This is a genomic window from Flavobacterium sp. T50_26, from assembly GCF_057652995.1.
The window spans coordinates 1-23,197 of record NZ_JBYFCC010000004.1 but is presented as its reverse complement, the minus strand read 5'-3'; the positions used below and the strand labels follow the sequence as shown (position 1 = coordinate 23,197).

General features: G+C 30.7%; 21 protein-coding genes. 2 read left to right on the top strand and 19 right to left on the bottom strand.

All coding sequences use genetic code 11. The annotated features are described in order from the left end of the window. Nucleotides 1-47: 47 nt before the first annotated feature. From AC23MC_RS03310 to AC23MC_RS03255, 12 genes are all read right to left on the bottom strand, one after another. Nucleotides 48-1,190 carry a glycosyltransferase family 4 protein gene (locus tag AC23MC_RS03310; protein ID WP_487567112.1) on the bottom strand — a complete coding sequence of 381 codons (1,143 nt, stop codon included), beginning with the start codon at nt 1,188-1,190 and terminating at the stop codon, nt 48-50. Then, nucleotides 1,190-2,431: a hypothetical protein gene (locus AC23MC_RS03305; protein WP_487567113.1), complete on the bottom strand. Its 1,242-nt coding sequence runs from the start codon at nt 2,429-2,431 to the stop codon at nt 1,190-1,192. Before AC23MC_RS03305 ends, AC23MC_RS03310 begins: the two co-directional genes overlap by 1 nt. A 1-nt stretch (nt 2,432) precedes the next feature. Next, nucleotides 2,433-3,110 carry an acyltransferase gene (locus AC23MC_RS03300; RefSeq protein ID WP_487567114.1) on the bottom strand — a complete coding sequence of 226 codons (678 nt, stop codon included), beginning with the start codon at nt 3,108-3,110 and terminating at the stop codon, nt 2,433-2,435. Next, the gene (locus tag AC23MC_RS03295) at nt 3,107-4,363 is read right to left on the bottom strand and encodes an oligosaccharide flippase family protein (RefSeq protein WP_487567115.1); all 1,257 of its coding nucleotides are present in this window, start codon (nt 4,361-4,363) and stop codon (nt 3,107-3,109) included. The genes AC23MC_RS03300 and AC23MC_RS03295 overlap by 4 nt, the downstream gene beginning before the upstream one ends. Next, nucleotides 4,364-4,882, bottom strand: a complete 519-nt coding sequence (locus tag AC23MC_RS03290; protein WP_487567116.1) for a hypothetical protein — start codon at nt 4,880-4,882, stop codon at nt 4,364-4,366. A 72-nt stretch (nt 4,883-4,954) separates the two neighbouring features. Next, on the bottom strand, nt 4,955-5,497 hold the full coding sequence (locus AC23MC_RS03285; RefSeq protein WP_487567117.1) for a hypothetical protein: 543 nt from the start codon (nt 5,495-5,497) through the stop codon (nt 4,955-4,957). 37 nt (nt 5,498-5,534) lie between these two features. Beyond that, nucleotides 5,535-7,412 carry a glycosyltransferase family 39 protein gene (locus tag AC23MC_RS03280; protein ID WP_487567118.1) on the bottom strand — a complete coding sequence of 626 codons (1,878 nt, stop codon included), beginning with the start codon at nt 7,410-7,412 and terminating at the stop codon, nt 5,535-5,537. Next, nucleotides 7,412-8,533, bottom strand: coding sequence for a dTDP-4-amino-4,6-dideoxygalactose transaminase (gene rffA / locus AC23MC_RS03275; RefSeq protein ID WP_487567119.1), 1,122 nt, complete (start codon nt 8,531-8,533; stop codon nt 7,412-7,414). Before rffA ends, AC23MC_RS03280 begins: the two co-directional genes overlap by 1 nt. 1 nt (nt 8,534) lies before the next feature. After that, on the bottom strand, nt 8,535-9,152 hold the full coding sequence (locus AC23MC_RS03270; RefSeq protein WP_396149412.1) for an acetyltransferase: 618 nt from the start codon (nt 9,150-9,152) through the stop codon (nt 8,535-8,537). Beyond that, nucleotides 9,145-10,071 carry a glycosyltransferase family 2 protein gene (locus tag AC23MC_RS03265; RefSeq protein ID WP_487567120.1) on the bottom strand — a complete coding sequence of 309 codons (927 nt, stop codon included), beginning with the start codon at nt 10,069-10,071 and terminating at the stop codon, nt 9,145-9,147. The genes AC23MC_RS03270 and AC23MC_RS03265 overlap by 8 nt, the downstream gene beginning before the upstream one ends. Beyond that, nucleotides 10,068-11,177, bottom strand: a complete 1,110-nt coding sequence (locus AC23MC_RS03260; protein WP_487567121.1) for an ATP-grasp domain-containing protein — start codon at nt 11,175-11,177, stop codon at nt 10,068-10,070. The genes AC23MC_RS03265 and AC23MC_RS03260 overlap by 4 nt, the downstream gene beginning before the upstream one ends. 152 nt (nt 11,178-11,329) lie before the next feature. Then, nucleotides 11,330-11,518 (bottom strand): hypothetical protein, encoded by a 189-nt coding sequence (locus AC23MC_RS03255; RefSeq protein WP_487570626.1) that lies wholly within the window; start codon nt 11,516-11,518, stop codon nt 11,330-11,332. A gap of 252 nt (nt 11,519-11,770) precedes the next feature. Here AC23MC_RS03255 and AC23MC_RS03250 point away from each other — a divergent pair, with 252 nt between their 5' ends. Continuing rightward, nucleotides 11,771-15,118 carry a CotH kinase family protein gene (locus tag AC23MC_RS03250; protein ID WP_487567122.1) on the top strand — a complete coding sequence of 1,116 codons (3,348 nt, stop codon included), beginning with the start codon at nt 11,771-11,773 and terminating at the stop codon, nt 15,116-15,118. Between the two features lie 75 nt (nt 15,119-15,193). Here the strand turns inward: AC23MC_RS03250 and rfbD are convergent, their stop codons facing one another. The 7 genes from rfbD to AC23MC_RS03215 form a co-directional block, all read right to left on the bottom strand. Further along, nucleotides 15,194-16,045, bottom strand: coding sequence for a dTDP-4-dehydrorhamnose reductase (gene rfbD, locus AC23MC_RS03245; RefSeq protein WP_487567123.1), 852 nt, complete (start codon nt 16,043-16,045; stop codon nt 15,194-15,196). Beyond that, nucleotides 16,039-16,590 (bottom strand): dTDP-4-dehydrorhamnose 3,5-epimerase, encoded by a 552-nt coding sequence (rfbC, locus tag AC23MC_RS03240; RefSeq protein ID WP_487567124.1) that lies wholly within the window; start codon nt 16,588-16,590, stop codon nt 16,039-16,041. Before rfbC ends, rfbD begins: the two co-directional genes overlap by 7 nt. 41 nt (nt 16,591-16,631) lie before the next feature. After that, nucleotides 16,632-17,489 carry a glucose-1-phosphate thymidylyltransferase RfbA gene (gene rfbA / locus AC23MC_RS03235; protein ID WP_487567125.1) on the bottom strand — a complete coding sequence of 286 codons (858 nt, stop codon included), beginning with the start codon at nt 17,487-17,489 and terminating at the stop codon, nt 16,632-16,634. Between the two features lies 1 nt (nt 17,490). Continuing rightward, nucleotides 17,491-18,477 (bottom strand): hypothetical protein, encoded by a 987-nt coding sequence (locus tag AC23MC_RS03230; RefSeq protein WP_487567126.1) that lies wholly within the window; start codon nt 18,475-18,477, stop codon nt 17,491-17,493. 6 nt (nt 18,478-18,483) lie between these two features. After that, nucleotides 18,484-20,175, bottom strand: a complete 1,692-nt coding sequence (locus AC23MC_RS03225; RefSeq protein ID WP_487567127.1) for a DUF6909 family protein — start codon at nt 20,173-20,175, stop codon at nt 18,484-18,486. 83 nt (nt 20,176-20,258) lie between these two features. Beyond that, nucleotides 20,259-21,770: a GH3 auxin-responsive promoter family protein gene (locus tag AC23MC_RS03220; protein WP_487567134.1), complete on the bottom strand. Its 1,512-nt coding sequence runs from the start codon at nt 21,768-21,770 to the stop codon at nt 20,259-20,261. Between the two features lie 2 nt (nt 21,771-21,772). Next, nucleotides 21,773-22,642: a M23 family metallopeptidase gene (locus tag AC23MC_RS03215; protein WP_487567128.1), complete on the bottom strand. Its 870-nt coding sequence runs from the start codon at nt 22,640-22,642 to the stop codon at nt 21,773-21,775. Between the two features lie 170 nt (nt 22,643-22,812). On the opposite strand from AC23MC_RS03215, the gene tatA reads away from it, so the two are divergent. Further along, nucleotides 22,813-23,013, top strand: coding sequence for a twin-arginine translocase TatA/TatE family subunit (gene tatA, locus AC23MC_RS03210; protein ID WP_487567129.1), 201 nt, complete (start codon nt 22,813-22,815; stop codon nt 23,011-23,013). The last annotated feature ends 184 nt before the right edge of the window (nt 23,014-23,197 follow it).

The following is a 23,197-nucleotide window of genomic DNA, read 5'->3' as shown; positions in this document are numbered from 1 at the left end:
AAATAGGGAAAATATGATAAATGGATTGGTGTTCTCGCTATATATTATTAAATATGTTTAATGCTGTCTGTTATATTTTGAATATATTTTTCCAGCGAAAACTCGGCTAGGATTCTTTTTCTTCCGTTATCTCCTAACTTGACTCTTAAATCTGGATTTGATTTAAGTTTTAAAATAGCTTCGTATAGTTCTGCTTTGTTATTTGGTTCAACTAGAATTCCTGACTTATTGTGAACAATTATTTCTGTTAACCCTCCATGATTAGATGCTATTACAGGCTTTTGAGCAAGCATTGCTTCAGCAGCAACAAGTCCGAAAGATTCTGCTTCTGTTGATGGCATTACAGCTATGTCTGTATTTTTCCAAATAGCATTTAAATCGGATGTAAAAGGGATGATTTTGATTCTTTTTTCTAATTTATTACTAATAATTATTTCTTCAACTTCTTTTAAATAAAACTCTTGTCCAACAACCGGGGATCCAACAAACAAAACGTTAATGTCTTCTAATTTATCTAAATAATCTATAAATGTATTTAAAAACCACTTATGACCTTTTAATCTGCTTATTCTTCCAACTAACGTGATAACAATATCTGAACTTGAAAAGCCAAAATCTTCTTTATTTTTATATGATATGGAAGTTTCATTTGTTTCGATTCCATTGTGAATTACTATGCTTTTGTTAACAAGATTTGGAGCTCTTTGCGTTAGATTATTTTGAGTTGCGTAGGAATTACAAATCACTAAATCTGCATAACGCAGTAATAATTTTGGAAAGATGTTTGCGATACTCTTTGGGTGAACAATTATTTCATGAACATGCCAAATGTGTTTAATTTGACGTTTTCTAGAGTAAATCATTCCCAATAAAACGGCCAACGTATTTGAGTAAACAACATCAATAGTATATTCTTTGTTTATAGTGTCTAAAATGTTGATTGCCTTTTTATAATCTTTATAAAATTGAATCATGTTTTTAAAAGAAAACATATTTCTATAAAGTTTTAGAATAGGAGCAATTACAACTTTAATATTAATTTTTTCAAGTTCAGATTTTAAAGGTCCTTCATTAGGTAAAACAACAATTGGATTGAATAATAATCGGTCTAAGTGTGTCAATAACAATAATAATGTTTTGTCTGACCCATAAAGTTCTGAGGATTGATGAATAAAAAGAATGTTTTTCATTAATCAATTATTTTGTTAGTCTTTAAATGTAATTCTTTATAGCAAATTAGAAAACCTATAAAAATTGTTTTAGTGTCTACAGTAAAATAAAATCCCATAAAAACCCAATAAGAGAGAATTAAAAAAATACCAGTACCAAGTAACAAATAATTTAAGTTTTTAATTACCTCAATATCAGATTTTTTCATTCTAAAAAAGTAGAAAATAGAAAGTAACAACACAAAAACACCCAGCAGTCCTGACTTTAGAAAAATTGTCATAAAACCATTGTGTAAAAAAGGAATATATCGCATGTAGCTAGACTGAAGCCATACTTCTTTTTTTAAATCGATTGAGGATCCTAGTCCTTGACCAATCATGACATCTTTAATTCCGGCATTACCAACTTGTCTTATTGTTAAAATATTTTCATACGACCGATAATTATCATTAAAATCTTTCCAGTTTGAAACATCTATTTTTGTTTTAAAGGGTTCTATTGGTGCATTTTTAATTTTAAAAAGAAAAGCTTCTAATCCTTTTGCTCCTCGATTAGGATTATAAATATAAATCGCAGAATATCCTGTTAAAGCGACTAAAGTAATCGTTGTTAATACGATTATTGATCTCTTGTTTATTGCAAAATATCCTTTCATGGCAATAAATAAAATAGCAAACTGAATAAAGTTGGTTCTTGCCAAATAGAAAAGTCCGGATACAGTTATAATTGCTATAAACCATTTAATTTTTTTTAATGGTAAGTCTATTTGAAATTCTCTATGGAAAATTAATAAAATTAGAATATAAACCTCGTAATCACTAAAATATCCGGAATACTGTCTAAGTTCATGAATAGTTCTTACCGATCGGAACAAGACCGTATAGGCAACAATTAATAAATGTAGAATTGCAACTATAACACCTGTATAAATAGCAGTGTTTAAAGGCTTTTTTAAATGTGATTTGCACAATTGATAACCCACTAGCAAGCCTAAAATTGGTTTTAACAGATAGGCAATATCCCTAAAAAAACTGTATAGCTTAAAGTCCTGACCTGCTGTTGCAATGAGAGCGATTATAAAAATGAGTAAAAAAAAGCTAATTAATTTTAAAATAGAAAGAGAATATTTTGTTTTCACAGTCACTAATGCAGTTAAGGACCAAATAGCAAAAGTTAATTCATAATTATTTAAATAGGTAACCGCCACACAGGCAATAAACAGAAATTGATAAAGTAGATTTTTTTGTATTTTAAAACCCATATTAATCAATTGTTTTTAAAATTTTTGCCGGAACGCCCCCAATGACAACATTGTTAGGAAAAACGTCATTAACAACTGCTCCTGCTGCTACCACTGAATTGTTTCCAATTATTGCTCCGTCTAGAAAAGTAACTTTTGCACCAACCCACACATTATTTCCTATTTTTATTCCTTTAGAAGTAACTCCTTGTTCTCTAATTAATTTTGAACTATCAGAAAAAATATGGTTCTCAGAATGAAAACTTATATATGAACCCATTATAACATCATTTCCAATCTCTATTCCGCCGGCGGCTCCAAACTCTGTAAACTGTCCGATGGCTGAATGATTGCCCATTTTTAATCCTTTTCCGTATTTAGACATATGGCTGGTTGAGCTTAGTGTTGAAAAAGCACCAATTTTTACGCAATCACCTAAGATGATTTTTTCTGAAGAAAACCCGTCTATAATGCAATGTTTATCAATAGTAACGCTTTTTCCAAAATCAATATTTTGAGAATTAAAAATTTTTGTGTTGCTTCCTATAAAAACCTTGTTTCCTGTTTTCAAAAAGCCTCTAATTAGCATTATGATTCTTCTTGTAAGTACAGAAATAATAAGCTTTTGAGGAATTCTAGCATCTACAACATAGTCTTTTCCTGAATTATTTAATAACTTTTGAAACAAGTTCTTTATCATAAAAGCTTTTTAGATTTCTTTAGTTTGTAAAGATAAAAAATAATAATCACTAAATCTGTTGCTATTAAAGAATAAAAAACGCCATATACTTGAAGTTTTGGTAATAAAACGATGATTGTAATTAAATTTATTATTACCATAATTGAAGTTAATCTAACATAAAAAAGGTTATAATTTAATGCTAAAATTAATTGTTTAAGCGGTATAGAAACGGCTAAGATTAACGGTATAAAAACAGCTACTTGCAATAAATTGCTTAAAACATATCTATTTGTTGGATTAAAATAGGAGACAATTTCATAGGAAAAAATGTAGAATAGAACCATTGCAATTGTAATTACTATTAAATTGGTGCCATTATAAATAATCCAGTTTTTAATTCCTTTTTTATAATTGAATTCAACTAAAAAACAAATTTTAGGAAAGACATAATTAAAAAATAAAAAGATATACGTTTTAAAGATTACTATAACCTGTTCAACAATTCGGTATTGTCCGGCCATTAAGTTGTTTCCAAAATAACTTACTAAAACCACAGGAGCATAGAGTTGTAATGAAACAAAAATTTGTGAAGAAAACATTGAAAAGTCATTTCTAATGTGTTTTACAACTTCATCTTTTTTAACAAATAAAAAGGAAAACTGATGTTTTTTTACAACCAAAACAAATAGTATGAAATTAGAAACAATCATACCAATTCCCCACCACATGTTGATGTATATATAGTCTGACTCGTTTTTTATTGTTAGAAAGATACCAATAACATAAATAGTTTTTGAAATTACATTTAAAACCGTAATCCATTTAACGTTTTCAATTCCTTGTAAAAACCAAGTTGGGTTGATGAATTGTCCTAATAAAACTAAAAGGCCAAGAAAAAACATTTTACTTTCTGATTGAAAATAAGGAAATGATAAAAAAACGGCACTGGTTACAATTAAAACAACAATTAAAATAACTGCTTTTACAACATATGTAGTTGTAAAAATTTTATTTAAAGCTATAGGATTATCTCTGTTAACCGAAACTTCTCTGAGGCCAATTATATCTGATCCATAATCTACAAAAACGATTAAGAAAAATGCAATTGCCATTCCAACGGCTGTTTTTCCAAAATTTTCTTCGCCACAAACGGTTACTATATAAGGAATAACCAATAATGGTGTAACTAAATTAAACAACTGACCAAAACCGTAAATGCCTAGTTTTTGGAATTGCTTGTGGAATAGTATTTTCTTCAGCAATTGAACCATTTAATTTTCAGATTTATCAGTATACAACTGATTTAGTTTTCTGTATAACTTATCACCATTAGGATATAAAGAAGGCCCTATGATCTGGTTCTTCTCTTTTCTTTTTAAACTTCCGGTAAGTTTATTGATAGTTGTGTTAGAATCATCTACTCTAAACAAATAATAAATTTCTTCTCCTTTTGCGGTAAAATCTTTGCCTTTGTATGAGAATTTCATCTCGTTAACAATAATTTCGGGTTGTTTTATATTTCTACCGAAATCTAATCGTATTTGTTTGGGTTGGATTGTGTCGGGAAAAATAATTTGAATTTTTTGGTTTTTTTTATTGCCTTTCACTTTTATCCAAAAAGAACGTAGATCATCAAAGCGAATAGAGTTTGAATTTGAGTAATATATATTTATAGAATCAGACTTTTGAATTACAACATCCATATCTAATTCTAACGATTTATGTTCCGTTGTGTAAGTACAGCTTACGAACAAAAAAAAAACCACAAAAAAATACGTCACTTTAATCATAATAAAAAATTTGTTACGTAAATGTAATTGATTTTAAAGATAAAAAAAGTGAACTTTCGTTCACTTTTGATATTATTTATTTGTTGTAATTTCTTTTATCTTATCAATTGTTAATTGAGTGGGATAATAATAAGGTGTTTTATAAACTCCTTCTTTAGATAAGATTGTCATTGTTCCTTTAGCGTCATCTGTTTTGGTAACAAACTGCTCGTCTTTAATGAAGTAATTAAAGAAATCTGAGCCTTTAATTTCAATTTTATTACCAAAATAATCAACTTTAATATTTTTAATCACAACTGAATCTTGATTTTTTAAACCAAAATCTAAACGTATGTGAGTTGGCACTTTTTCTTCGCTCAATTTAAAGGCTATCATTTCTTCTTTTCCACCTTTTATTCCGTGCCATACCGCATTAATATCTTCAAATTTTGATGTTCCATCTTCCGAAAAATACATTGCAAAATCATCTGTTTTTGAGGCCAATGCTTCAACTTCAACACTAAAAAACTCATTAACATTTTTTACTACTTCTTCTTTTTTTTCGTCTTTTTTATCACCACAAGAAACCAAAGTAGTCATTGCTGCTACTAAAAGCACTAAAAATTTATTTTTCATTTTTTTAGATTATTTTTATTGTGCAAATATATTATTTTTATCTTCTAATTGTTTTTTTTAATTGAATTTTTGAAATTTGAAGATTTCGGTCCAAATTGTCTTTTGCAAAATCGTTAATGAATTCAATTTCTATTTGAAAACTGTTTGCATTAACATTTACATATTCAAATTTATAAGGGGTCAATTTTTGTTCTGACACCTCAATTTCTGCCAAAATTTTTGAATTTACTGACACTTTGAATTTAGCGTTTTCGTTATTGATTTTTGGGTTTGGAAAACTCTTTGCTACGATTTCTAATTCATAACTTCCTGATTCTAAATTTATTTTTGGTGAGATAGATTTTGAATTTTCAAAGAACCATAGATTTCCACTTCCATCAAATTGTGCATTGCTAAACTGATTTAGTTTAAAAATAACTTGATCTGTTTTTTTGGCCTTTTTTGAAACATAGTATCTAGCCCAGCAATCATGCAACTCTATTGTTCTTTCTAAGATAAAATTTTCGTTTAAAAATTGTTCTGTTTCTGGTGCAACAGCATATGGTCTAGAATTTCCATCTAAATACCAAAAATTTTCTTGTTCAATTGAATTTGTTTTAATATCATTAATGTGATTGTCTAAGTTTTTTTCATATACATTTTTAATTTTATTTTCCCTATCTAAATAATATGATAGCAGCCAGCCCCAATTTGAGACAATAGTTTCATTGTTTTGATTTAATGCCAGAACCTCTTGAGACAAATCATTAAATTGTGCCTTAACTCTTGTTGTATAATAGTTCTTTTGAAGAAATATTTCATTTGAAAAGAGCAGTAAAACGATTAAAACAAACATTGTTTTTAAATATTTGTTTTTAAACAAATCGATTACAAATGCTAGTGTTAAAATAAAAGCAGGAACAAGAGAGATCAAATATCTATTTAATATTAATGAAGCTTCGCCTTGTGATTTTAAAAGAATGAAAACGAAAAAAAAGCAAACCCAAGTAAATATTATTAATGAATTTAAAAATTCTTGTTTTATTTGAGGATCTTTTCTTGTGTTTTTTATGCAGTAAATACAATAGCCAAAAATAAAAACTAAAGATAAAATAATGGCATAATAAAGTGAAATTATTCCACCAGATATTGTTATTAAAACTTGGTTCACATAATCAAAAGTTGGTTTTTGAACCCAAAAAGACTGAATGTCTGAAACTTTAGATACTATTTGATAAACTGGCGAAAAAACAGCCAATGTAACTACTCCGGTTATAAATGTATACTTTACAAATTCAATCTTTTCTTTTTTATCCGAAATAATAAAAAATGCAATAATGATAATCAAAAAAACACTAATAACGTTAACAATTCCTATTGGATGAGCATTTGTTATTAAGCCCAAGAATATTCCAAGTAGTATTGCGTTTTTTAAATTTACATTTTTCAAAAATAAAACAAGCCTATAAAAAGACAGAATAATAAATAAAATCATTAAGGAATAAGATCTGCCTTCTTGCGAATATTCTATATGGAATGGTTGTAGAGCTAGAAAAATTGCTGCAATATATCCAAAATTCTTGCCTTTCATTTCTTTGCCCAAAAGATAAATGCTAAAAACAGCTAATACTCCGCTAATAGCTGAAAGTAAACGTATTGAAAATAATGAGTGTGAAAAAATGGTTCCAAAAAATTGAATTAAAATGAAATAAAAATGTGGGATACCTTCTCTCCACATAATTACATGGTGTAATTCTTTGAAAGTTAAATTAGGATCACCCTCTTTTAAAGTATGTAATTCGTCTAGCCATGCTCCTTGAAAATCAAGTTTGTAAAATCTTAAAACTATAGAAATTAATAAAATAGAGAGTAAAATAACATCAAGCCTAAAATTCTTTAATTTATTGTTCAAATTAATATTGATATTAATATTCATCATTCTAAAATTTGATTAATAACCGTTTGTGTATCTAGCTCATAAAAAAGAGGCAATCTCAATAAAGTATCTGTAAAATTATCTGTGTTAGGTAGTAATCTTCCATCGTGCTTTTCTATATAATAAGGACTTGAATGTAAACTGATGTAATGAAAAACCGGGTGCGTATTTTTTTCTTTTAATTTATTTATTATCTGCGAACGCTGTTCTAAGTTTTTACAAAGGATGTAAAACATGTGTCCGTTATTTGTTGCATAATCTGGAATTAATGGTAATTGAATTTCATTGGCTGTTGCCCATTTTTCTAATTGCAATTTATATTCTTGCCAATGTGATTTTCTTTTTTGTTGGATGTCTTCTAAGTTTTCTAATTGTGCCCATAAAAAAGCGGCAATTATTTCTGATGGTAAAAACGAACTACCAATATCAACCCAACCATATTTATCTACTTCGCCTCTAAAAAACGCGGATCGATTGGTTCCTTTTTCCCAAATAATTTCGGCACGTTCTATAAATTGTTCATCATTAATGGCTAGCATTCCACCTTCGCCTGAAATGATATTTTTGGTTTCGTGAAAAGAAAATGCAGCTAAATGTCCAATAGAACCAAGTGCTCTTTTCACTCCGTCTTTACCAGTATAGTAACTATCTATTGCTTGAGCGGCGTCTTCAACCACAAATAAATTGTGTTTTTTTGCCAATTCCATAATGGCATCCATATCACATGCAACACCGGCATAATGAACAGGAACAATTGCTTTGGTTTTTGGGGTAATTAATGCTTCTAATGAGCTACAATCCATATTTGGATGATTAGGCAAACTATCGGCAAATACTATTTTTGCACCACGTAAAACAAAAGCATTAGAGGTAGAAACAAAAGTATATGAAGGCATAATTACCTCATCTCCTTCTTTTAAATTAATCAAGATTGCAGCCATTTCTAAAGCATCTGTGCAAGATGTTGTTAGCAATGCTTTTTTGAAACCAAAATTATTTTCAAAAAATGCTTGGCATTTTTGAGTATACTTTCCGTTTCCAGATATTTTTCCCGAAGCAACTGCGTCTGAAATATACACTGTTTCTTTTCCTGATAAATAAGGTTTATTAAATGGAATCATTTTATTTTATAAATTTTGCCGGATTACCTAAGTATAGTCCTTTTTTAATTATGTTTTTCACTACTACCGTTCCTGCTCCTATTGTAGTTTGACTTACAATGCCGATACGTTCTTTGATAGACGTGTTAATACCTATAAAACATTCTCTTTCAATTGAGCAAAAACCTGCTATTGAAACGGATGGAGCTAGAAAACAACTCGATCCTATAACTGTATCATGTGCAATAGTGCAATTCAAATTGAGTAGTGTGTTGTGTTTGATAATTACTTTTTTATCAATCACACATTTCGGATAAATAACACACCCTTCTTCAATAATAGCTGATTCATCAACCCAAGATGTTGAATGAATTATTTTTCCGAATTTTACTTTATTTTTTAATGATAAATATTTTTCTTCTCTTGCTTTTAAATGATTATATCCAATGCCAATTATAATTTCGTCAAAAAGTTTGTTATTAAAATCAGAAATTAAATCGCTTGTGTTTCCATTAATTTCCTCTCCAACATTAAAATCATCATAAAAACAGACTTTACTGTAATGATTGTCTTTTAAAGCAAAGTTTGCAATCTGTTTTCCAAGTTCTCCTGCCCCTAAAATTGCTAAAACTTTATTCATATATTTTCTTAATTATGGCATTTGGTCTTCCTTGTACTTGTTTAAATATTTTGAAAATATAAATACCTATTAAGCCTAGAAAAGTTGAAATAATTCCTAAAATTAAAACATTAATTGCAACAATTGATGTCCAACCTAATTGTACTTCGTCTTGATGAACTATCTTTTGAAAAGCCAAATACATTAAAAAAAGAAAACTAAAAAAAGAAATTGATACACCAATATAAAACAGCCATTCTAGTGGTTTTCCGGAAAATGAAGTTATTGCTTGTAACATCAATTCGGCTCTTTTCTTTAATGTATAGGTGCTTGCTCCTTCTCTAAATCCTTTTTTAACCGGAATCCCTTTTTGATTAAATCCAACCCAATAAAACATTCCGCCCATAAACAAATTTGCATCTTGCAAACGCAGTAATTCATTTACATATTGCTTGGTCATTAATCTTTCTGTAAGGATATTATGTGGTATTTTTGTGTCAGATAATTTATTGATTAAAATCCAAAATAGATTTCCTGTTTTTTTCTCAATAAAATTTCCTTTTCTTGCTTCTTGATAACCATAAACAACATCTAAAGTACTGTTATTTTTAATTTCATCATAATATTCGATTAAAACACTTGGAGGTGTTTCTAAATCATTATCAATCAAAAAAATATAGTCTCCTGATGCATAATTCAATCCTGCCTGAATTGCATAATGATGGCCAAAATTTCTGGATAAATCTATAATTTTTATTTGTGAAATTTCTTTTTTTCTTTCTAATAAATACGCGACAGAATCATCTGGAGAACCATCGTTTACAAATACTAGTTCAAAATCATGAATTTTAATTTTTTCAATAGTGAACAACATCTCTTCTAGAAATGTTTCTAAAAAAGGTTTTGACTTATAAAGTGTTGTTACTACTGATAGTTTCATATTAATTCAATTTTTTTGTTCGCTTTATAGATTAAATAACCTGACCTTTCATTGCTATTTGTAATATTTTGCAAGGTTGTGTTCTGAATTTCTTTTTGAATATCAAATTCGTTTTGTTGACTAAAATAAGGTAAAATTTGCTTTGTTTCATTACATAAAAAATAAACACCCGAAAAGGCATTGTTTTTTAAAATTGGTCTTTCAAATTTTCCTAAAGCAATAGTTATTACACCTTCTAAAAAATCGTATCCTGTAGATAATTGAACTAAATGAGAGCCTATAAAATCACCACCCATTCTTGCTCCAACTTCAATAATGTAAACTTCTCCTTTTGATGTAATCTTAAATTCAGAATGTCCTGCTCCAAAATTAATGTCTAGTGCATTTAAACATAAAATAGTTTCTGTTTTTAGTTTTTCTTGTATTTCTTTTGATAAACTAGAAGGTTGATGATGTGCTAATTCTACAAAATGTGGTGGTCCTGTTGTAATTTTGTCTGTTATTGCTAAAACGGTGTGCTCTCCATTGATTGAAATGGTTTCTACGCTAACTTCTTCTCCTTCTATAAATTCTTCAACAATGGCTTTTTTACAAAAAGATTCGTTTATAGCATAATTTATTGCTCTAGGCAATTCATCTTCCAACAGTACCTTTGTTACGCCTCTGCTTCCCGATCTGTCTAATGGTTTTACAATAAGAGGAAATTTAAATCCCTCAATTGTAACTTTGCTGTCTGTGGCCTCGATAAATTTTGGAATAGAACAATTTCCTTTTTCAAAAGCCTTTCTCATTTCCCATTTGTTTGTAGAAACTAATGATGAATGAAAACTATTTGAAATTAAATTCATTTTTTCTGCAACATAACAAATCGTTGGCACCGCCATGTCTGTAGCAATTGTTGTAATTCCGTCAACATTAATTTCTATACATTTTTTTAAAATTTCTTCTTTTTCTAAAATTGAAATGGGATAAAAATAATCTGCAATTTCTTTACATATTGCACCTTCCGGCCAAGCAAAACAATGCGTTTCAATTCCCATTTGTTTAGCTTTTTCTACTAATGGAAGTTGAAGATAACTTGCTCCTATGATTGCTAATTTTTTCAAATTGTTATAAATACTTTAATAATCTTACTCTACTCTAAATTCGATAAACTTCCGTTTTGCAAATCTTGTAAAACCCATCGTTATAATAATTTCTAAGTTAATATTATTAAATTCAGAGATTATTTTAGATTGATTGAACTTCGTTGGAGAATTTATAAATATCTTATTTGATGAATTCTAGTAGTAAAAATATTAATCAAAACTTCTGCTAAATTACGAATGTTTCTTGGTGTGCTAATCGGAACATTTGTAATAGATAATTTATACCGTTTATGGGCTAAACGAAAGATGGTTTTCATAAAATTGTTGTCAAATTGAGAATAAAACCTTGAGTTTAGTATGATGGTATGTTTTTATCATGTTTAGTGAATTAAGTAGAAATAATTTTAAATCTTTTACAAAATCTTTTTTTATAATTCAATATATCCATCAATAGTTAGAAATTCTACTGCAGAATTGAAAGCTAAATTTACAATTATCAGAATAAATATTATAGTTTTCAAATATACATTTTGTTGCCATTATTTTAGTAAAAAAACATTAAATAAAATTTAACTATTTTTGCAAAATTCCTACCAATTAAATATTTACTAATGAAATTACAAAAAGCCATCTTAATCGTTAGTTTTTTGATCTTTTTTTTAAATTTAAAAGCTCAAAACATTGTTATCAATGAAATAATTACATCTAATTCTTCGGTTAATACAGACGATGACGAGAGTTATGAAGATTGGGTTGAGCTTTATAACACAGGAACGGAAAATATTAATCTTTTAGGCTACGGATTATCGGATAATGACAATCTCTTTAAATGGGTTTTTCCAGACTATTCTATTCAACCCGGAGAACATTTACTCATTTGGTGTTCAAATAAAAACAGAACCAATCCGGAATTTCCTTTACATACTAATTTTGCAATTAGTGCTGGTGGAGAAACTATTACGCTTACTTTTCCTGACGGAACAATTGCAGATCAAATTCCTCCGGTTGTTATTAATCAAAACTATAGTTATGGTAGAGCAACAGACGGAAATAGTGAATTTATAATTTTTCCTATTCCAACGCCAGGATTAACCAATTTTTATCAAGAAGGAACCACAACGCTTTCTCCTCCTTTATTTTCTGTAGAAAGTGGATTTTATAGCAATGAATTTACCTTAAACATTACTCATCCAGATCCTGATGTAACAATAATTTATACAACAGATGGATCTGTTCCGGATGAAACAAACATTACAGGTACTGCTTATCAATACAAAAATATATATCCTCAAAATCCGGGAGATGGATTTGGAGTATTATTTAATCAATCGTATACTTCTCATAATTATATTAATCCTCTTGTCATTAGTGATCGTACTCCCGAGGATAATAAAATTTCAAGCATTTCAACTACAAATTCATCCAACCCAACTTATTTGCCCGAATTTCCGGTTTTAAAAAGTAACGTAATTAGAGCTAAAGCAATTAAAGACAATGCTGTAAGTGAAATAATTACAAAAAATTACTTTTATACTGCTGAAGATGCTAATATTTTTACTTTGCCTGTAGTTGCTCTAAATGTTAACGATGATTTACTGTTTGATTATGAGCAAGGGATTAATGTTGCCGGTAAAGATTATGATGATTGGCGTATTCAAAATCCAAATTTAATTACATCATTTTATAACGCAAATTTTGAGCGTAGTGGTGACGAGTGGGAAGTAAATGCTCAATTTAGTTACTATGTAAACCAAGAAGAAGTACTTAATCAAGGCGTTGGTATACGAATTCATGGCGGTCAAACACGTAAATATCCTAGTAAATCATTGCGTATTTATGCACGCTCCGAACTTGGTGAAGAAAGTTTAGATTATCCTTTTTTTGAAGATTTAGCAGACGAAAGTTTTAAGCGGTTAATTCTCAGAAATTCTGGTAATGATTTTGCTACAACCTATTTCCTTGATGCGTTTATTCATAAATCTGTTAATCACCTTAATTTTGAGACTCAGGCATACCAGCCTACTATTACCTTTTTAAATGGAGAATTTTGGGGTATTTTAAACATGAGGGAACGCTATGATAAACACTATTTTAAAAGAGTTTTTGACATTAATGATGATGAAATTGACCATGTTGAAATCTCAGGTTTGTATGAAGCTAAAGAAGGTGATTTAGATCATTATTTCTCTATGCTAAATTTTGTTGAAACCAATTCTTTAGTAACTGATGAAAATTTCAACTACATAACAACACAACTAGACCCTGAAAATTTTGCCGATTATCACATTACTGAAATTTATGTGAACAACTTAGATTGGATGTACAATAACGTTGAGTTATTTCGTAAAAAAACGTTGCAATATACTCCCGATTCCCCATATGGTCATGATGGTAGATGGCGATGGATTTTGAAAGATACAGATGTTGGATTTGGTTTGGCTGGATCACATCAAGACAACACATTGGCTTTTGCTAAAGGCAGTATTACCTCCAATAATCCATACCCTGCTTGGTCTAGAACATTATTTGTGAAAATGCTTGAAAATGAAAGTTTCAAAAATTATTTTATAAACCGATTCGCAGATTTATTAAACACAACATTTTTACCATCTCGGCTTGAGCCACTATTTTATGAAATGAAAAATAATATTTCCGAAGAATTTCCTAAACATAATGAAAGATGGAATATATTCGAAAATATTCAAACATGGCATGACTATTCTTCTGCAATTATTAATTACGCCTCTCAACGACCTACTTATCAAAGAAATCACATCAGAGAAGAATTTGGAATTACCGAAAACATAAATACTTATTTATATGTAAGTAATCCTGATCACGGCTACATCAAAATAAACACCATCGAAATTCTGCCAACCACACCTGGCGTTCAGGAAAATCCGTATCCATGGTTGGGTATTTATTTTAAAGATATTCCAATTACACTAAAAGCCATTGCAAAACCCGGTTATGTTTTTAGTCATTGGACGGGAGCTTCAGTGAGTCCGGAATCAGAAATTACTGTCATTCCAAACGCCAATATTCAACTTACGGCTCATTTTATTCCTTCGGAAGAAACCGCTGAAGAGGCTCCCATTTATTTCTGGGTAATGAATAATTCTGTCCCTAATGATACAGCTTTAACTCAAATTAATGCTTCTTTTGAAGTTCCGGCAGAAGGTTTGCTACGATTTGAATCTTGCTTGGAAGGTTATCCTTTTGACAGTTCGCATCCAAATTGGCGAAAAGCTTCGATGGAACGCAGAAATAGCCCAACTATTCTAAATTATATTCCTGAAGCCAATGATGATGTTCCTTTTGAATCGGCCAATATGAGAGGTTTACAAATCAAACAACCTTTTCAACATAACGGTTTAGAAAACCAACTAATTTTTGAATTTTCAACTTTTGGGTATCAAGAAATTTTGTTCGGTTTTGCTGCCAAAGATGAAAATGCAGCCGATGCTATTTTAATTGATTATTCGATTACAGAAAACGTTCCTGTTTGGACAACTACCGGATTAACCTCAACTTCTTTGAATTTGTCTGATGAATATCAATTATATGAAGTTGATTTTTCTTCGATTGAAGCGGTGAATAATAATCCAAACTTAAAAATTCGACTTCGTTTTGAAGGTGAAAATATGACCCAAGACAATGGCGATCGTGTAACTTTTAATAACTTTAGTGTTAAAGGTACTCCAGAAACTTTTGCTATAGGCGATCCAATACCTGCTCTTCAATTCACTATTTATCCGAATCCGGTTTCGGAAGAATTGTATATTGTTCATGGATACAACGAAGTAGATTATAAACTATTTTCAGTGGATGGAAAATTGGTTCAAAACGGTATTTTGAATGGTTTAAAAATAAATGTATCCAATCTTCAAAAAGGACTTTATATTCTTCAACTGGAAGTGGATGGGAAGAAAGAAACTAAAAAGATTGTCAAAAAATAATAAGAATAATAGCAAACAAAAGTCCAATGAAAATACTAAATCATTGGACTTTTTTGTTTTTTTCGAATTAGAAAATTATATGTTTTTTAAACTTACTTCCCAATGTTTAACCTCAACTCCAAAAGCATTTTTAATCTTCGTTTTATCCAAAACACTGTATGCTGGTCTCTTTGCCGGAGTTGGAAAACTTGTGGTTGGAATGGGTTCTACATTAATTTTAATGTTATTGAATTCAAATATTTTTTTAGCAAATTCATACCAGCTACATTGACCTTCGTTGGAAAAATTGTAGATGCCGAAAAGGTTGGAAGTTGGAAGTTGGAAGTTGGAAGTGCAAATCTTTACCAAAACTTCTGCTAAATCGACAGCATTTGTTGGTGTGCCAATTTGATCATTTACAACTGATAATTTATCTCTTTCAGAAGCCAAACGAAGCATGGTTTTCATAAAATTGTTACCAAATTGTGAATAAACCCACGATGTTCTGATGATGAAATGCTTTTGCCACGTTTCTTGAATGGCTTTCTCACCGTCTAATTTTGTTTGACCGTAAACGCCGTTTGGGTTTGGAGTATCTTCTTCAGAATAGGGCGAATCTTTTGTTCCGTCAAAAACAAAATCAGTGGAAATATGAAGCAAAATAGTGTGAAACTCTTTACAAACCTCAGCCAAATTTTTTGCTCCAACGACATTGATTAAATGGGCTTTTTCCGTTTCACTTTCTGCTTTGTCAACAGCGGTGTAAGCGGCAGTATTTATGCAAAATTTAGGTTTAAAATGTTCAAAAATCAGTTTAATATTGTTCAGGTTTGTAATATCTAACTCTTTAGAATCACAAAAAACAAATTGAACATCTGGATAGCTTGAAGCAATAAATTGTAGAGCTTGCCCCAATTGTCCACCAGCACCTGTTACTAAAACTACCATGCTTTTTTTGCGTTTTCTAACGTTGGTAAAAATTTGTCTTTTTCTGAAATAATCAGTTTTTCGGCTTCAAAATTCCAATCAACTCCAATGGTTAAATCATTAAAAATAATTCCTCCTTCTGAGTCTTTATTATAGAAATTATCACATTTATAGAAAAAAGTAGCCATTTCGCTTAAAACTAAAAACCCATGTGCAAAACCTCTTGGCACAAAAAATTGTTTCTGATTTTCGGCAGACAATACCACCGCTTCATACTGTCCGAAAGTTGCAGAACCGGGTCTAATATCAACAGCAACATCCAACACTTCACCTTGAATTACACGTACTAATTTTGCTTGTGCAAATTCACCTGTTTGATAATGCAACCCTCTTAAAACTCCTCTGGCGGAAAAAGATTGATTGTCCTGCACAAAATGTACGGATTGTTCTATGGCGTTTTGAAAAGTTCGTTCGTTAAAACTTTCCATAAAATAACCGCGTTCGTCTTGAATTATTTTTGGCTCTATAATAAAACAACCTTTGAGTTTGGTTTCTATAAATTTCATAAAATTAATGTGTCAAGTTGACAATTAGTCAATTTTGCAATTTAAATTAAACCCATTAAATGAGTTCCGTAGCCACTTTTTAGTAATGGTTCTGCTAAACTTTTAAGCTGATTTGCATTTATAAATCCCATTTTATATGCGGCTTCTTCGATTGCTCCAATTTTTAAACCTTGACGTTCTTCAATAACTTGCACAAATTGACCGGCTTGCATTAACGATTGAAACGTTCCGGTATCTAACCAAGCTGTTCCTCTGTCTAAAATACTAACCTTCAAATTTCCGCGGTTTAAGTATTCTTTGTTCACGTCAGTGATTTCCAGTTCTCCTCGATGACTTGGTTTTATGTTTGCGGCGATTTCCAGGACACTATTATCATAAAAATAAATACCGGGCACTGCAAAATTTGATTTTGGTTGTGTAGGTTTTTCTTCGATTGAAAGTACTTTTCCATTCGCATCAAAATCAACTACTCCATATCGTTCAGGGTCGTGCACATGATAGGCGTATATGATTCCTCCATCCGGATTATTGTTTGCCTGAAGTAATTCGGCCAAACCGGTTCCGTAAAAGATATTATCGCCTAAAATTAAAGCCACTTTGTCATTTGCAACAAATTCTTTTCCAATAATAAATGCTTCGGCCAATCCGTTTGGATGTTCCTGAACTGCATATTCAAATCTACAACCTAATTTGCTTCCATCCCCCAAAAGCTGACGAAACAAAGGCAAATCATGCGGTGTTGATATAATTAAAATTTCATTAATCCCTGCCCACATTAAGGTTGACAAAGGGTAATAAATCATTGGTTTGTCATAAATTGGCATTAATTGTTTACTAACAGCCAATGTTAATGGGTGTAAGCGTGTTCCTGAGCCTCCGGCTAAAATTATTCCTTTCATTTTAGCTGTTTTTTTGTGCGTTTTTTAATGCTTGTTTTCTATAAAAACTTACTACTACTTTGAAAGAAATAAACAAGAACAATAATATAAATGGAATCACAAATTTCATTTTTCCATTTGTTCCTTTCATGTTCTTATCATTCAAAATAACACTACTTTCTTTTATTATTTTATCAAGATTTACTAAGCTAATTCTCAAATTAGCCTGCTCTCTAATTAATGCTTCTTTTGTTTGAATAACATCATTTAATTGCGTGTTTTCATTAAAATAAACTAATTTATCACTGTGGTTAGTATTCGTTCTGTTTTTAAATTGATTCATTAAACCATCAATTTGAGATATGGTTGAATCATTTGCTTTCATCTTTATTTGAATATTGCTTAAATATTCTTTTTGCAACTGTTTGAAATACTGACTTTCATTTAAATAGTTTAAAATTGGTTCAACGGTTTCTTTTTCTGCTGTTAATTTTGAAGTTGTAAATGAGATTAAATGAAAAGGATAATTTTTACTAGTGAGCTTGTTTTCAACCACTTTATCAATATTTCCGTCTTCTGCCAATAATTTTATAAGTTCGAAGTTTTCTTTGTTATTTTCGATAAATTTATAAACATCAATTATTGGTTTTATCTCTATATTATCAAATTTTTGTGTGTTTTTAATGCCAATTTCCTTGAGATAAACCGTATCTGCTTCGTTAATTTTGGATTGAATAAGATCTATTTTTGCATATAAATAATCTGTACTTCCAAAGTTGGGCGAAACAATAACCTGATGATCAAACGACTTTACTTTTTTATCTAAATAAAATCCAATTCCAACACCCACTATAATGAGAATTAGAAGTAGAATAAAATTATTTTTGACGAATAGAATGAACCTAAAAAGCTTATTCAGTAAACTTTCATAAATACCATTTACTTTTTGAGCTATTTGTGCTAAGTCTATTTCTTGATTATCAGAATTGATTGGTGAGTTTGAGCTCATACTTGTTTATTTAGAATTAAAAATTTGTTCTAATATTTTGATAGTAATTAAATACGTTGGCTTTACACCAGTTGTACCTAAACCTCCTGATGCCAATGTACTTCCGGTTTCCAATGGATTATCTGAAGCATAATATGCATAACGTACTTTTACATTTTCAGGTATACTTTTCCTAATTTTTGAAGCAGATTGAATAGCTTTTTGATAATAAGCTCCTTCCATCTCCAAACCAATAACTCCCCAGGTAGATTCGTGGAAAAACTTTAATAAATCTTTGTTTTGAAGCGATGTTCCTAAAACGGTGACCATTGGTCCGGCAAAAACAGGAATATCATTGCCATAAAACATATTGGGTGACAATTGATTTTCAAACGGATAATTATCGCCTGTTCCTTCGTTAATGTGAGCAGATGGAATCATAATATCGCCTTTTCCTCCTTGAAGAATTCCGGCTTTTCCCATGATAGAAACCGATTCTACATTTAAAAAAGTTTGATTGTTATTTTCTTTAAATGCTTTCAACAACTCGTCGATGGTTTCATAGGCTTGTTCTCCAAATGCATAATCCATGACAATTAAAACCGGTTGCTGCTTACCGATTTTTGCCTTTGGAAAGGCTGTTTTAGAAAAATCTATTTTTGCCGTATCAAAAACTTGCACATCAATATTTGTTCCCGACGTGTCTAATAAAGAAATCATACCGCTTTTTAAAGCTATATCTTCTACTTTACTGCGTAATTCATTGGCTCCTGATTTACTTAATTCTTCATAAATAAAGAAATCGGGTTTGTCTTTGAATTTCGTTTTTAAAACGTGTGTAGCAAAAATTGAATTCATCACACTGTGCATATTGGCACTAATAATGTGAATAGGTCGATCTAACAAATCGTTATCTTTCAACACATTTTTAATGCGGGTTGCCCAAAATTCGCCGTGAATATGATGTCCTAAACGTTCTCTCAAGATTGGACTGAAAGTGATGGTTCGTTTGTTGTTATCTACCACTTCTTCGATGGCTATTTTTCCCAACCAATAAATAATGTGTAAAAAACGATCAGGTTTTTCGGTTGTTCCAAAGGAATCATAAATATCTAAAACTTCAGAAAAACTTCTTCCTAATACATTCGAAGCGTGCGAAATTGCTTTTTCTTTATCAATTTGAGATAATTTTTTGCCTTGTAAAACATAATATTCTACTTTTTGCCAATCGCGAGTCACTTCAAACTGATTTTCATCCAATAAAACGCGGTCTTTTATTTTATGTGATTCGATAAAAATAAACGTCAAGTGTGTTAAAATATCATAGATATCTGAACGTCCACGGGTAATTTCCACGTTCATTTGTTCTTCGTCTATTCGATAGCAATTTCTTCGTCTTTTTGGAGGAACAATTGCTTGAAAATGCGATTTTGAATAACCTTCGTCTGAAGTTAAATTGATGTAACGGCATTCTTCAATTCCGATAGGAAGTCGTTCGATAACGTATAATAACCCGTTTAATTCTACTTTTTCTTCGGCAATGGTTCCATAGATTTCCGGACGCAATTGCAATAATGCCTCACGCAACGTTTCACCAGAAACACCCATTGGTTTATAGAAACCTCGGTTGAACAAGTGACGCATTGTGATATATAATCGTTCAATTGCCGAAGAAGATTCTTGTGCTCTTGAACGGGATATGTTTTTCATTTCTTTCATTTCTTTCTATTTTCTAACCTGCAAAGGTAGTAGTTTTTATTTTTCTAATCAGTTAATGCTCGTTTACTATTAAAATGGTAAATTTATTTACTATGCAACTTATCTGCAATGGCACGGTCATTACTCAAACGAGGCAGTTTGTTTTGACCGCCCAATTTTCCAATGGATTTCATATAATCTTGAAAACCGTTTTGAGGTACTTTTGTAATGATTAATGTTCTCAATACTTTACCCACAATCAAATCGTCATAATACGAATTTTGTTTTCGCATCGCATCATCAATTTTCAGAGCAAAATCTTCTAGATTATCGGGTTCTCCCGAAGCTTCGGAATCAAATTCGATAAACCATTCATGATAAGGCAATCCTGATTCTGGCGTGATTTGCGGAGCAACTGTAAACTCATTTACTCGGATTGACAAACCTCCCATTGCTTCTTTTAAAGCATGTTCTACTTCTTTTCCAATCACATGTTCACCAAAAGCGGAAATAAAATGTTTGATTCTTCCGGAAACAATCACACGGTGCGGTTTAAGCGATGTAAATTGAACAGTATCACCAATATTATAACCCCAAAGTCCGGCATTGGTGGAAATAATTAAAGCATAATTTACGCCCAATTCAACTTCGCCAATAGTGTATCGTTTTGGTCCCGAACCTTCGGGATTAGTAAAAAATTCGTCTACCTTGATAAATTCATAAAACATTCCTGCGTTCAACAACAGCAACATTCCTTTTTCGTTTTGCTTATCTTGATAGGCAAAAAATCCTTCGGAAGCGGGAAACAATTCGACAGAATCAACTTTTCTTCCAATTAAATTTTCAAATTTGGCTCGGTAAGGTTCAAAATTTACTCCGCCATAGACATACAAACTGAAATTTTTAAACAACTCGCCCACTTTTTTCCCTGACTTTTCCTGAAGTTTTTCAAAATACATTTGCACCCATGCCGGAATTCCGGAAATAACAGACATATCTTCTTTGATGGTTTCTTCTGCTATTGCATTTACTTTTGTTTCCCAATCTTCAATGCAATTGGTTTCCCAAGAAGGCATTCTATTTTTGAGTAAATATTTTGGGACATAATGAGCCACAATTCCCGAAAGTCGTCCTAATTTGATGCCGTTTTTTTCTTCTAAAATCGGACTTCCTTGTAAAAAAATCATTTTCCCTTTTACAAAATCGGCATTTCCGGTTTCATAAATATAACTCAACAACGCATTTCTGGCGGCTTGAATGTGAAATGGAATAGATTCTTTGGTCAGCGGAATGTATTTTGCCCCCGAAGTTGTTCCCGAAGTTTTGGCAAAATAAATTGGTTTTCCTTTCCACAAAATATTTTCTTTTCCCTGAACGACTAAATCTACATACGGTCTCAAATCTTCATAATCTCGAACGGGAACGTGTGTGGCAAAATCGGCAAAGGTTTTTATTTTTTCAAAATGATGGTCTTTTCCAAACTTGGTTTTTGAAGCTTCTTTGATTAAGTTCTGCAAAACCTTTTGTTGTGTTTCAACAGGTTTAGAAGACCATTTTTTGGTTTCTTTATTTACTTTTTTGGCTAAAAGTTTAGCGGCTAAAACTTTAATTCGCATCATTATTCAAAATCAATAAATTGTGTGGGATCAATGGTAAATCCATCTTTCCAAAGTTCAAAATGCAAATGAATTCCGGTTGATTCTTTTCCGGTAGATCCGGCCAAACCAATTACTTCGCCGGTTCGCACCACATCGCCTTGGGTTTTGGTTAAGGTAGCTGCATGTTTATAAACCGATAAAATAGCATCACGGTGTTTGATGATAATTACGTTTCCGGTTGAAGGTGTCCAATCGGCAAAAACAACAGTTCCGTTGGCAACGGATTTAATTGGTGTGTCTTTTGGAACCGCAACATCAACAGCATAATGCTTATTTTTTGCACTGTATTTTTCGGTAATATGTCCTCTAACCGGAGGAAATAAAACTAAATTTACTTTTGATTGAGCTTTTTCAAAAAGGTTGTATTTATCTTCTAAAGCTACTTGCTCACGCAATTTCAGTTCTTCTTCGGAAGGATTTAATTCATCCTTAGAAATATCAACATTTTCAGGGTTTAAAATAGAATCTTTGTTAAATTTGGCATATTCTAAATCACCGGTGAGAATCTTTTTTATTGATTGAATATAGAGTTCGTTTTTCTTTACTTCCAAAGTCAAAGAATCTGATTTTACGGCTAAGATAGTTGCATCTTTTTTCAATTTATTGGAAGCATAACCCGGAATAAATTCCCGTAAGGGTGTAAAAGCGATGATGTAAGTTGTAATAGAAATGATTAAAATCGCCGAAATGGTTACCACCACAAAAACATTCATCAAATTAAGTTTTAATGAAAAAATCTCTTCAAATGATTCTTCATTTAAAATGACCAAACGGTTTTTGGTGAATAATTGTTTTTTGAGTCGTTGTCTTTTTAGTCTTTTTGCAGACATATTCTAAATTTATTATACAAATATAAGAATTAAAGCTTCTTTAAAAAGTGACAATTTTATTGTTTTACATAAAGATAATCCACTTTAACGTAGTTTTTAGTTAAGAATTGCTTATATTCTAAACAACTACACTAATTTATTTTTACCTTTGTAGTCTCAATTTAGATATTATGAATGCATTAGCAATATTTTTAGGTATGATTGGAGTTCCGCAAGTTATTTTGATTGTGGTAGTTTTGCTTCTACTTTTTGGTGGGAAAAAAATTCCGGAATTGATGAAAGGTTTAGGAAGCGGAATCAAAGAATTTAAAAATGCCGCCAAAGAAGACCAACCGACCGATAAAAAAGAAACAGAAGAAGAGAAAAAATAATTTGTTTTGTTTTATACATAAAATTCCAAATACTATCAGTAAACAACTAGTATTTGGAATTTTTTATGTAAAAAAAAGTCACCGAGATAAACTCCCGATGACTTAGCGACACTATCCTAAAAAGTGTGTAAGTTTAAAAATAAAGGGGTTTGACTTTTTAATTAGAGTTGAACCCTTTTTTCAA